General features: G+C 44.0%; 11 protein-coding genes and 1 pseudogene. 2 read left to right on the top strand and 10 right to left on the bottom strand.

The features are described from left to right. Nucleotides 1–897 (top strand): annotated as a pseudogene (locus Q1V74_RS09870) (xylulose 5-phosphate 3-epimerase); the annotation flags it as partial. 58 nt (nt 898–955) lie between these two features. Here Q1V74_RS09870 and Q1V74_RS09865 read toward each other — a convergent pair. Genes Q1V74_RS09865 through Q1V74_RS09835 form a run of 7 tightly spaced genes read right to left on the bottom strand, consistent with a single transcriptional unit; the run spans nt 956 to nt 7,288 of the window. Beyond that, a complete protein-coding gene (locus Q1V74_RS09865; protein ID WP_300648538.1) occupies nt 956–2,194 on the bottom strand; it encodes an FAD-dependent oxidoreductase in 1,239 nt (412 codons plus the stop codon). A 24-nt stretch (nt 2,195–2,218) separates the two neighbouring features. After that, the gene (locus tag Q1V74_RS09860) at nt 2,219–3,511 is read right to left on the bottom strand and encodes an amidase (protein ID WP_300648536.1); all 1,293 of its coding nucleotides are present in this window, start codon (nt 3,509–3,511) and stop codon (nt 2,219–2,221) included. Between the two features lies 1 nt (nt 3,512). Beyond that, a complete protein-coding gene (locus Q1V74_RS09855) occupies nt 3,513–4,712 on the bottom strand; it encodes a DUF1116 domain-containing protein (protein WP_300648534.1) in 1,200 nt (399 codons plus the stop codon). Between the two features lie 3 nt (nt 4,713–4,715). Next, nucleotides 4,716–5,336: a hypothetical protein gene (locus Q1V74_RS09850; RefSeq protein ID WP_260649489.1), complete on the bottom strand. Its 621-nt coding sequence runs from the start codon at nt 5,334–5,336 to the stop codon at nt 4,716–4,718. 31 nt (nt 5,337–5,367) lie between these two features. Continuing rightward, nucleotides 5,368–5,697, bottom strand: a complete 330-nt coding sequence (locus tag Q1V74_RS09845) for a non-heme iron oxygenase ferredoxin subunit (RefSeq protein WP_300648532.1) — start codon at nt 5,695–5,697, stop codon at nt 5,368–5,370. A gap of 41 nt (nt 5,698–5,738) precedes the next feature. Next, a complete protein-coding gene (gene gloA / locus Q1V74_RS09840; RefSeq protein ID WP_260649487.1) occupies nt 5,739–6,134 on the bottom strand; it encodes a lactoylglutathione lyase in 396 nt (131 codons plus the stop codon). 17 nt (nt 6,135–6,151) lie between these two features. After that, nucleotides 6,152–7,288 (bottom strand): aromatic ring-hydroxylating dioxygenase subunit alpha, encoded by a 1,137-nt coding sequence (locus Q1V74_RS09835; protein WP_300648529.1) that lies wholly within the window; start codon nt 7,286–7,288, stop codon nt 6,152–6,154. A gap of 160 nt (nt 7,289–7,448) precedes the next feature. Between Q1V74_RS09835 and Q1V74_RS09830 the strand changes: the two genes are divergently transcribed. Beyond that, complete coding sequence (locus tag Q1V74_RS09830; RefSeq protein ID WP_300648527.1) at nt 7,449–8,330, top strand: LysR family transcriptional regulator; 882 nt, start codon at nt 7,449–7,451, stop codon at nt 8,328–8,330. Between the two features lie 23 nt (nt 8,331–8,353). On the opposite strand, the gene Q1V74_RS09825 is transcribed toward Q1V74_RS09830, so the two are convergent. From Q1V74_RS09825 to Q1V74_RS09815, 3 genes are read right to left on the bottom strand one after another with little or no spacing between them, the layout of a single operon-like run. Next, complete coding sequence (locus Q1V74_RS09825) at nt 8,354–9,661, bottom strand: TRAP transporter large permease subunit (RefSeq protein WP_300648525.1); 1,308 nt, start codon at nt 9,659–9,661, stop codon at nt 8,354–8,356. A gap of 2 nt (nt 9,662–9,663) precedes the next feature. Further along, the gene (locus tag Q1V74_RS09820; protein ID WP_300648523.1) at nt 9,664–10,200 is read right to left on the bottom strand and encodes a TRAP transporter small permease; all 537 of its coding nucleotides are present in this window, start codon (nt 10,198–10,200) and stop codon (nt 9,664–9,666) included. Nucleotides 10,201–10,215: 15 nt separating this feature from the next. Further along, the gene (locus Q1V74_RS09815; protein ID WP_300648521.1) at nt 10,216–11,214 is read right to left on the bottom strand and encodes a TRAP transporter substrate-binding protein; all 999 of its coding nucleotides are present in this window, start codon (nt 11,212–11,214) and stop codon (nt 10,216–10,218) included. Between the last annotated feature and the right edge of the window lie 6 nt (nt 11,215–11,220).

Here is an 11,220-nt window from a genome sequence, read left to right as displayed (position 1 = left end):
GGCAATCAGAGTGGTTTGAATCTGGTTGCGAGCTATGAGGCATTTTGTGTAAAGATGTTAGGGGCGTTACGCCAGCGTATTATTTTTGCGCGACAACAAAAAGAAATAGGGCGTCCTGCGCAGTGGTTATCGTGGCCGGTGATCGCCACCTCACATACTTGGGAAAATGGTAAAAACCAGCAGTCACACCAAGACACCACTTTTGCAGAGGCTTTACTAGGCGAGATGAGCGATGTGTGTCGGGTATTGTTTCCAGCAGACTACAATAGTTTTATGGCATTGTTACCCACGATTTATCATAGCCGCGGACAGATTGCCTGTGTGGTGGCACCGAAGCGGGAGCGGGTAACAGTATTTGATGCAGAGCAGGCTCAGCAGTTGGCCGAGCAAGGGGCTATTGTGGTGCGCGAATACGAAGGTCCCCAAGCTGTATTGCTTTTAGCGAACGGTAGTTACCAACTGGAGCAAATGCAATTGGCGGCTGAGCGGCTTCAGGATCAAGGTCGTGGCTATCGCTTAGTTTATATCCAAGAGCCCGGGCGGTTACGTCAAGCTAGAGATAGATTTGAGCTCGAAAAAACATTAACTTCAGAGCAGTGTCAGTGGTTATGCCCAGATACGTTTACCCATCGTATTGCTTTAACCCATATGCGTCCAGAGGTCTTTAGAGGACATTTATGGCATCTATTCCCTCAGACTGAGCACAGTACAGTGCTTGGCTACATTAATCGTGGTGGTACGTTGGATGATTTTGGGATGCAGTTTACTAATAACGCCACCTGGGCACATGTACTGCAAGCGTATGCGAATAGTACAAAAACCTCTCTACATGATTATTTAAGTCCTAACGAGGTCAATGCAGTCTTAGGTATTGGTGATCCTTTTGACTTGCGTTAGTCAAAATAAAAAGCCAGCGATTAAGCTGGCTTTTTTGTAGAAAGAGAGTGATGTGTGCTTAATTGCGTAGCAAAGATTGTAGGGAGCGTAATGGGGTATTACTATCGGTAAGCAGTGCAGGGGCAACGGAGCAATTCGATTGCATTAAGCGCCTGTACATACTGATATCTCGACCTTGATTCACAGCGCATACGGCTTTAATTTGTTGTTGATCATTTAGACCAATGAGTGCGAAGTGCTCTGACTTAGCCTCTTGGCGTATAACAAGCTGCGATGCAAAACAAAAGTCACCTAGCATTTGTAGATTGTGCGTGTACTGATCTGACCAAAGCCATGGGATATCATTAAACCCCTCTGAAGATAGACCACAAATATGATTAGCAATGGCTACTGGCTGGTTTTCAGCTACTTGCCAAGATTCTAGCCGGATATGAGCTTGATAAAAGGGGTTGAAGTGCGCGGTAACATCTCCGGCAGCATAAATGTCTGGGATATTAGTACGCCCATGCTCATCGACCACAATGCCATTATTAACATGGATACCAGCTGCAGCAGCAAGCTCTTGGTTTGGGTGTACTCCAATGCCAGCCACAATTAACTCGGTATGGATAGCACCATGATTGGTTTCTAAGGTATAGGTATTATCCGCATGGGTGTGAATTTGTGTAAGCGAGCTATTTAAAAGGATATTTATTCCTTTTTCTTGATGGAGCTGATGCATGTAATCACTAAGGGCGCTGGGCATTACGCGCTTTAAAATACGCTCCCCCGACTCTAAAAGGGTGACGTCCATTTTAAAGTGGGTCGCCAGTGTAGCGGCGACCTCGAGCCCGATAAAGCCCCCACCAATAATAACCACGTGGCTTTTACCTCGTGCCGCCTGACTTAGCTGCTTGCTGTCATTAAGCGTACGCACATAATGGATGTCAGCATTTTCAGCGCCTTTAGTTATAAGCTTACGTGCACGTGATCCTGTAGCGAAAATTAGCTTATCGTATTGAATGACATCATCATTGCCTAGCAGGATCTTTTTTTCGTTGGGGGCAACTGAGACGACAGGTGAACCTAAAAGTAGATGAATATTTTGATCACGATAAAAATTTTTATCTACTACAAATGCACTTTGTAGGCTATCTTCATCGATGAGCCCTTCTTTGGATAGCACCGGTCTATCATAAGGAATGTGTTCTTCTTCACCAATAAGACTAATACGACTCTGGCTATCTCGTTCGCGTAAGCTTTCTGCTGTACGTCGCCCAGCTTGGCCTGCACCAATAATGACATAATGTGCACACATGGTTGTCTCCTGCTAAATGTTGTTTTATTTATTTAATTTTTTTTCAATACCTAGAGCAATCTGAAGAAGATGTTCATCTTCGCCTTGAGCCCCGATAACTTGAATCCCAATAGGGAGATTTTGTGGTCCCTGAAAGGCAGGAATGGTTAAACAAGGGAGCCCAAGCATATTCCACATCCGACTAAAAATAGGGTCTCCAGTAGCCTGTAGCCCCAAAGGAGCCTCTCCAGGAGCAGCAGGGGCAAGAATGGCATCCCATTTTTCAAAGAAGAGGGCCATCTGTTCTCTGGCTTTTTGTACGGTAGCTAAAGCAAATAAATAATCTTCGTGAGAGATCAGCATACCGTCTTCGATGAGTTCACAGATCTGCGGGCTGAGCTGCGTTTTGTGATAGTCGTACTCAAAGCTCAGATTTTGTGCAGCCTCGTAGGCCATGATGGTTTTTTGGACGGAAACCATGTCATCACAAATAGTAGGTAGCTCAATAAGGCTGACCTGGGTATTGCCAGAGGCAAGATTGAGAGCTGTTTTTTCTAATTGAGCGCGTGTATAGCTATCGGCCTCTAACCATGAGGGAGTATGACAAAAGGCAATACGCGAGGGCAGAGAGCGTTCTTCTTTAAGTGGATGGAAGGGTTGGTTAAGTAAAACCGCACGCATTAGTGCTGCATCATGGACGGTGCGAGTTATGACGCCTAAGGTATCCAGTGAGGAGGACACAGGTCTAACACCGCAAAGAGAGAAGTCACCAAATGTGGGCTTGTAACCAACGACGCCGCAATAAGAGGCAGGTCGAATCAGAGAGCCCGCCGTTTGTGTACCCAAAGCCGCTGGGATCATATAGTCTGCGACGGCGGCTGCAGATCCACTCGATGAGCCCCCAGGTGTATGCGCGAGGTTATGAGGGTTCGCAGTGGGTCCAGGACGAAAATACGCGAATTCGGTTGTGACGGTTTTTCCAAGAATAATACCGCCTGCACGTTGAATGAGTGTTACGCTAGCTGCATCCCACGGAGTGGTTTGGTTTGCATAGATACTGGAGCCTCTTTCCGTAGGAAAGTTACGGGTTTCGATGGTGTCTTTAATACCAATCGGTAAGCCGTGCAAGATACCTTTTATAGGTAGCCGGTCCATTTGATGTGCTTGTTCTAAAGCGGCATCGGGGTTTATGCATTGCCAAGCGCGAACCTTTGGTTCACGCTCGGCAATACGTGCTAAGCACGCTTCCATAATCTGTGTAGCACTAAGCGTTTGATTATGAATAGCTTGTGCCATGTCGTATAGACTGAGCTGAGTTATTGCCGTGTTAGTAAGCATGTTACACCTCAACTAAGGCCTCTAAAGCCGCTTGGAAAGGGGTGAGTGGCGCAAAAAAGAAACCACCATCTAAGCGCCCTTTTTCGCCTTGGCTATCGAGCACCCCTAGGCTAACAACGGGTGTTGTTTTCTGCTGTATGACTTGCCTTGCCGTTAAGCCAGTACGGAAATCAGGTAAATGAGAATAGGCAGGGTGAGGCTCAGAAAGTAAGCCAGTGGGAAGCGACTGTTGGCTTTGTTCTGCTGCGGAACGTAAGCGCTTGGCAGTTTCTGGGGCATATTGATTGAGCATAGCTCCATAGCCTAAAGCATCTACTACAGCACTATCACCAATAGCTCCTAGGGCCCGAGCACGTAGTTCTGTGGTGGCATCAGGGATAAAAGGAGCTTGAGCTGAGGCTGTGAACCAAACATCAGGTAAAGCAGCGATTTGTATACCAAACTCTACGCCATTACTGCCCATACGAATAATGGCACTGCTATTTTTTACACCCGCTCCAGCTAATAGCGTACATAAGCTTGCAGCCATCCATACATTTAAGAAAAAAGCAGCGCTATTTTGGATAAATAAAAGCTCTGGACTTTCTTGGTTGTAATTCTCGACCAATGCATCAAATAGTAAGGCACTAGCATTGGCTGTACGGCCATGTAGATCATCACCTTTAAGTATGGCTTTTTCAGCGATGGGCAGTAATTCTGGTTGAGAGTTTTCGAGTAGGCTTGCGATAGTGGTTGCGATAGGACCATAGATGTAATGTAGACGATCGACTACATCCTGGTTGAATATACCGACCCGAGTGACAGGTCCATCTCCACCATTAATAGAGCTATAGGCGATGAGATCGGGGTTTTGTTTATCTTGCACGTGCAGAATAAACATATTTGGGGACAAGACATCAGCGAGCGGTACAGCAACACCATAGTTTTGGGCTGGAGTCAGGGTTATTTGATCTGACAGAACTAATTGCTGAGCTTCTTCGGGCGTATCGGCCCATCCTTCGAATAGTACCGCCGCCATGGCGGAGTGAAGAATGGGTTTAGCCATGGCTTGTTTGTCAATAATGGGTGGTCCCGCATGCAATAATTCTTTTTCTTTTAGGTTAAGTGTAGATTGAGCTTGGGAGATACCCGTTAGTACAGGCTCTACCTGCAGCATTTGCTGCAGGGCTGTACGATCGGCTTGAGTGATCGATGTGTTCATAGATTATGCCTCCGGCAAGACCCAAGTCTCTGCATAAGCAAAAAAAGCAGAATTCAAGCGACGGTCTAAAAAGTCTCTTTCAATAACCACACCGTCTAGGGCCTTACCATTCACTAAAATTTCTCCTTGATCAGCACCACGGAAGATGCTGTACATCTGGTGTTTTTTAGTTGCTGTCATGGTGGGGGGTACGTCTGCTGCAAAAGGTTCTTGCAGCCCAAGCCACTTGAGTTCTACTTCTAAGCTACCTGCTTTCATGCTTTCGCGATGAATCGTTTTACCATCTGTGTATGATTCGAAAGAATCAATAGTGTGATAGCTCATTGCGTCGAGAGCCGGCACATCCTTAAAGGCTGGGAAGTGTTTAGCATAATCACGGATTAAATAACGCATCATCTCGGGGTTATCTGTTAAGCAGATATTATTTGCCGTAGGATAACCTTGGGCTAGCGTAGGGTTTTCTAAAATAACAATGCCTCGGCCGGCACCATGTGGTGAGATAACGATATTAAAAAATAATGCTAGAGAAACCCAAGGGCCTTGTGGATCGTTTTTATCTTTGAGATAAATGCCGGGGTTGTCACCAGTCCATTCTACTTTTCCGGGGTTTACAGGGCTTTTCATCGTTGTTTCTCCATGTGGTGTAAAGAGTAAATTAACTTTCGTCTAAGGCGATATAAACCATATCGTCTTGGACTTTTACGGGGTAGACGCTGACATTGACCTTGCACGGGGGAGTTAAAACCTCACCTGTTGCTAAGTCGAATAAGGATTGATGTAGAGGACACTCTACTTTTCCATCCTCTAACCACCCCTCTGATAATGAAGCATTGCCATGGGGGCATTTATCATCCGAAGCATAAAAACAGCCTTCTGTTTTATAAATGGCGATACGCTTCCCTGCGATGTCTACACATTGAGCTTCTTCATCATTAATTGCCGTAATGGGTAGAGCGGCAGTCCATTTCTGTGTGCTGGTTGTCATGAGGGGTTCCTTTAGGCTGCTCTGTGAGCAGCCTAGTTGTGTTAGGCGCTAACTTGGATTAATTCAATTTTGTATCCATCAGGATCAGTAATAAAGGCGATCTCACGAGGGCTGTCTTTCATGGGACCTGGCTCGCGTGTAATAGGGACCCCTTGAGCTCGTAAGTGGTCACAAAGCCCGTAGAGATCATCAACGCCGATCGCAATATGGCCGTAAGCTTCTCCCATTTCGTAGGGCGTATTACGATCCCAATTATGAGTTAGCTCTAAAACGGGACCACTTTCTTCGTCTTGGTAACCGACGAAAGTGTTTGTAAAACGCCCACTGGGATAATCGCTTTGCCTTACTACTTGCATACCGAGCATTTCAGTATAAAAAGCCACAGATTTTTCCGTGTTTTGTACGCGTAACATCGTATGCATTAATCGTTTTTTCATGATCCTGCCTAGTTGAATTAATCTGTATTTTTCTGCATGTTTTCTAAAACCATGCGCTGGAAAGCTTGAGCGCTATCTTCCCAATGCGGAGACATTAAGCCGCCGTCATTCATGGCCACGGAGTGTCGTCCTTTTTGTAGTAACACAGCGATTTCGTGATCTTCTTTGTGTACATCTGTCCATAGGTCGCACAGGGCTTTTTTCTCTTCTTCTGTGTATTCACGCTGGTCAAGGCTATAGAGCACTCGATATTGATGAGTAACCCCAGCGCTTACCGGCATATTGATATGAACACCTGCCTGATCGGGTAAATAAATACCTAGGACAAAGCTTGGGAAAAGCGTAAGATAGCGAGCGCTCATGTCTAAGTGGTCTGCTACTTCACTGTCTTGTTTGGGGACTTCGAGGTCTACGGCAGATCCAAGTAGACGGCCATTTGTAATGGTGTAGTGATCTTTAAGAGGCTGACCTGCAGCGGTTACATCATGCACTACTGGAACATGATAAGGCTCAATGAAGTTTTCCATTAAAAGCTTCCAGTTGGCTTGTACTTCACCAAGATCGATACGACCGATGGGCTCCAGTGTGCCGAAGTCAAAATCTTTTAACTCTTCCTCAAAGGTCGCTACATACTCATTAAATTCTGGAGCCTTACCATCAATATTGACAAAAACCCAGTCATGCCAAATGGCAAAACGTACAGGAAGCAAACCAAAATCGCACTTTTTAAATCCAGGGACCTCTTGCTTACGAAACCCTCCAAAGTGAGGAGCGGATTCGAGGGCTCCTGATGTGTCATAAGACCAAGCATGGTACGGACAGGTAATGGATTGTTCTACTTTGGTTTTTTCCGTAACCAGAATTAGGCCTCGGTGACGGCATAGGTTATGAAAGACCCCGATTTCTCCTTTGTCATCCGTTAGTAATAGGATAGGTTGACCACCCACTTCTGTAGGAATCGCGGTGCCAGGCTCTTTAAGCTCATGAACAAAACCAGCTAATACCCAATTACTTTGGAAGATACGTTTTTGCTCCTCTTTAAAGAACTCCTCGCTGGTGTAAGCAGGAGCAGGAAGACCTCGGAGAACATGGTTTTCCTCGGCTGGTAGATCCATCTTGGCTAAATCGGAAACTTGTTGAATAATAGAGCTCATCTCTCTCTCCTTTAGGGTTATAGAACTGTGTTCTTGGACCAGTTTTTTTATGCTTAAAATAAAGCTTATAAAAATAGTACGATAAGAAAAAAAGACCAACAAACGATAAGATTTCATACCCTGTGAAGTTTTTTTATAAGAGAGGTATTAGGAGACAAAAATGCAAGGATTAGAAAATAGACTGCCATCCTTGAACTCATTACGAGTTTTCGAGGTGGCAGCACGTTATATGAGTTTTACTCAGGCTGCAAATGAATTACATGTTACGCAGTCAGCTGTTAGCCACAGAATAAAAACCTTAGAAGAAGAGCTTGGTATGAGGCTCTTTAAAAGAGAAAACTCCAAGTTGGTTTTAACAGAAGAGGGGGAGCAGCTTCTTCCGGAGTTATCTAATATTTTTTATCAAATAAGAAATGTTATAGATGATGTAAAAGATAAAAGTAAAAAACAGCCTCTTTATATTGTTTTAAGGCCTTATTTTGCGCAAAGCTGGTTGTTACCTAGACTACCTGATTTTTGGGAACGCCATCCTGAAATTGATTTGCATTTAATTCATTCTATTCATGCTCCTGCCTTTAACTCTTCTAATTATGATTTGGCAATACAATGGACGAATGCCCCAGCAGAGGATAGCGTCGCTATTCAGCTTTTGGATGGCTCATTGACCGCATGCTGTAGTCCGCATCTTATTGGTGATAAGGTATTGAATACTAATGATTTATATGATTATGTTCTATTGGATGAGGAGACGCCTGTTAATTGGAATAGATGGCTAAAACAGGCAGGCTTAGCTTCTGATTCTTTTAGTAAAAGACTAAGTATTGATGATACTAATGTGAGGATCCAAGCTGCTATTGATGGAGCCGGGTTTATGTTAACCTGTTTGTCTTTGCTAGATCAAAGCAAAAAAAATAATAAACTAGTTGCTCCTTTTTCTGATATAAAATTATATAACTATAATTACTATTTGGTTTACCCTAAAAGTAATATATTGAAAAAGCAGGCTAAGGTTTTTATAGATTGGATTTGTAGTCATATTTAAAAAAGGGGCTTAAGCCCCTTTTTTTATGCAATGATTTCAGGTAAAAATGTAACTATAGATGGGTAGATTGCTAATAATATTACCGCTAGTACCATTAATATAAAAAATGGAAAGGATGCATAAACGACATCTTTTAAATTTTTTCCAGCAATACCTTGAATAACAAATAAGTTAAAACCAACAGGTGGCGTAACTTGCCCCATTTCTATCATTAAAACTAAAAATATGCCAAACCAAACTGGATCAATACCAGCTTGGGTAATAATAGGGAAAACAATGGGTACAGTCATCACTAAAATGGAGATACCGTCTAAGAAAAGGCCTAGTGTTATATACATTAGTGCAAGTAAAAGCAATAAGCTATAAACCGACAGGTTGAGTGAGCCGATGAGCTGTGTGAGACCTGTAGGGACATGCAAGTAGCCAATAGCAGTAGAAAGGAGCGCTGCTGCAATTAAAATACTGCACACCATACAAGAGGTACGTACAGCGGCCATCAGAGAGTCGATTAATAAAGATAAGCTTAGTTTTTTTGAGCAAGCCGTCAAAAGAATAGCGGCAAGCACGCCTACGGCTGCAGCTTCTGATGGAGTCACAATACCACTATAGATGCCGCCAAGAACAACGAGGATAAGCGTACTAATAGGAACTAGATCAATAATAGCGCTCATCCACACTTTTAAGTTTTTTGCACTATTACTACGAGGGGAGTACTGGGGGTTAATTAAGCAACGAATAATAATATAGGTAGAAAATAAGCCGGCGACGAGTAGCCCTGGCATGATTCCTGCCGCAAAGAGTTTAGCAATAGAAACCTCAGCTAAAACACCATAAATAATTAAAATAATTGATGGGGGAATAAGTAAACCTAAACTGCCGGCTCCAGCCAATGACCCCAGTGATAGAGACTCGTTGTAGCCACGCTGTTTGAGTGCATCAATGGTGATTTTGCCTACGGTAGCAGTAGTGGCAGACGTGGAGCCACTCACCGCTGCAAACAGAGTACATCCCATGACGTTTGTATGGAGAAGCCGACCTGGCAGCCACTCCACTAGAGGAGCAAGCCCTCTAAAGAGTCGTTCAGAGATATCCGAGCGGAAAATAATTTCCCCCATCCAAAGAAAGAGAGGGATAGCGGCAAGTTCCCAAGTGGTAGCGCTTTTCCAGATAACGGATTTTGAGACCATACCTGCTCTAGCTAAGCTAAAGTCACCAAGGAAAATCATACTTCCAAAGGCCACAGCTAAGAGCCCAGCAAACACCCAAACCCCAATCCCTAAAGCGAGAAAAACGAAGGCCAACATAGCCAAGGCGATATAAACGGACTCCATGTTTATCCCTCCTGCTCTTGAATAGGTAATGATTCGGTTTCACCTATCAAGGGCTGATTGCTTAGAATAATTAATAAATAAGCACCCAATTGAAGAGTAAAAAAAACAAGTCCTAAAAATAGGATACCTTCCGGAATCCAGAGTGGAACTTGAGCAACCGTTTCACTGACCGCACCACGGTGATAGTTGCGTGTGATGCTTTTCCAAAAACTTTGCAAAACCAAGACGTTAATACAGATCACCAGCAGTACACAGGTAAGTTCAAGTAATCGTCGTACTAGGCGATGGTGGATCATGGAAATGACGAGGTTGACTCGGATCAGAGCTCCCTTTTGTAAGGCATAGCCTAGACCTAAAAATGTCGAAGCAGCCACACCATAGCCCACCATTTCGTCAAGCACATAAGTGGAGCTACTAAAAAAGGCACGTAAGGCGATTTCATAGAGGATAAGAGCGCACATACTAGCTATCACTAAGGCAGCTAGTATGGCTCCTACCTCATTAAGTCGTTGTGAAAAACGAATGAGTAGGTAGGTCATGCGGTTATCCTTTAGTTATTGCGCTTTGGTGTGTTGACGGTATTGCTGAATAATTTCTTCCCCGTCTTTGCCCATAGACTTAACCCAAGCTTGAATGGCGGGCTCAGCAAGTTTTTTCATTTCGGCGAGAAAGGAAGGATCAGGATCCGTGATAACGGTTACACCACGGGAAGCAGCAGTTTCATAGTTTTTTGCAATAACCTGATGAATATTGTCCCAAACAAAGGCTTCGGTGCTTTGAGCCGCTTTTTCTATCGCCTGTTGATGGGACTCTGACAGCTCTTCCCACATATCTAGGTTCATGGTGACGATATTGATGGTACTGTCATAGTGGATAGCGGTAAAAAATTTAGTGTAATCATTAAAACTAGCGCTAAGACCAGATTCCACTGAGGTCAGTACAGCATCAATTCCTCCTGTAGTAAGTTGGGGCACAATATCCGCCCAGCTTAGTTGTACAGGGTTGGCATGTGCATCACGAAAGACACGGCTACTGTTGATGTCGTAGCTACGCATTTTGAGGTTTTTAATACTAGCCATATCCGTATAGGCTTTTTTGCCCCAAAGTCCACTGGCGGGCCATGGAGAAGCGTAAAGCAATTTTTGGTTATATTTGGCTAGGTGCTTGTTGTAGTATGGTTTACTGATCTCATAGAGACGCTTAGCGTCGTCTGGTGTAGAAACCAGAAAGGGTAAAGACGATAAAGTGAAGATAGGATTGACGCCACCTAGTGGTGGGACAAAGGTATTAGCAAGAATAACAGCACCATCAGCAACCGCATCTAGCTGGTCTTTAGATCTAAAGCCTAATGCGCCACCAAAGTGATGCACAATCTCAATATCCCCTTGACTAAATTCTTTTAACTTAGCTGAGAAATATTGATCTCCTTGTCCCTGGACGGATGTGCCAGGATACTCATTTGGCATGTCCCACTTATAGGTTTTTGCTGAAATATTAAATGTGGTAGCAATAAGAGCCCCACAGGCTAACCATTTGGCCCAGTGTTTTTTCATGATTTG

Origin of the sequence: Paenalcaligenes sp. (genome assembly GCF_030152715.1) — a bacterium.
Lineage (GTDB): Bacteria > Pseudomonadota > Gammaproteobacteria > Burkholderiales > Burkholderiaceae_B > Paenalcaligenes > Paenalcaligenes hermetiae.
The sequence above is the reverse complement of the archived record's forward strand: the minus strand, read 5'-3'. Positions and strand labels throughout refer to the sequence as shown.

Excerpts from the sequence above, each read along its gene's own strand:
- Q1V74_RS09865 (WP_300648538.1), bottom strand. The coding sequence starts at position 2,194 with ATGTGTGCACATTATGTCATTATTGGTGCAGGCCAAGCTGGGCGACGT.
- Q1V74_RS09860 (WP_300648536.1), bottom strand. The coding sequence starts at position 3,511 with ATGCTTACTAACACGGCAATAACTCAGCTCAGTCTATACGACATGGCA.
- Q1V74_RS09855 (WP_300648534.1), bottom strand. The coding sequence starts at position 4,712 with ATGAACACATCGATCACTCAAGCCGATCGTACAGCCCTGCAGCAAATG.
- Q1V74_RS09850 (WP_260649489.1), bottom strand. The coding sequence starts at position 5,336 with ATGAAAAGCCCTGTAAACCCCGGAAAAGTAGAATGGACTGGTGACAAC.
- Q1V74_RS09845 (WP_300648532.1), bottom strand. The coding sequence starts at position 5,697 with ATGACAACCAGCACACAGAAATGGACTGCCGCTCTACCCATTACGGCA.
- gloA (WP_260649487.1), bottom strand. The coding sequence starts at position 6,134 with ATGAAAAAACGATTAATGCATACGATGTTACGCGTACAAAACACGGAA.
- Q1V74_RS09835 (WP_300648529.1), bottom strand. The coding sequence starts at position 7,288 with ATGAGCTCTATTATTCAACAAGTTTCCGATTTAGCCAAGATGGATCTA.
- Q1V74_RS09830 (WP_300648527.1), top strand. The coding sequence starts at position 7,449 with ATGCAAGGATTAGAAAATAGACTGCCATCCTTGAACTCATTACGAGTT.
- Q1V74_RS09825 (WP_300648525.1), bottom strand. The coding sequence starts at position 9,661 with ATGGAGTCCGTTTATATCGCCTTGGCTATGTTGGCCTTCGTTTTTCTC.
- Q1V74_RS09820 (WP_300648523.1), bottom strand. The coding sequence starts at position 10,200 with ATGACCTACCTACTCATTCGTTTTTCACAACGACTTAATGAGGTAGGA.
- Q1V74_RS09815 (WP_300648521.1), bottom strand. The coding sequence starts at position 11,214 with ATGAAAAAACACTGGGCCAAATGGTTAGCCTGTGGGGCTCTTATTGCT.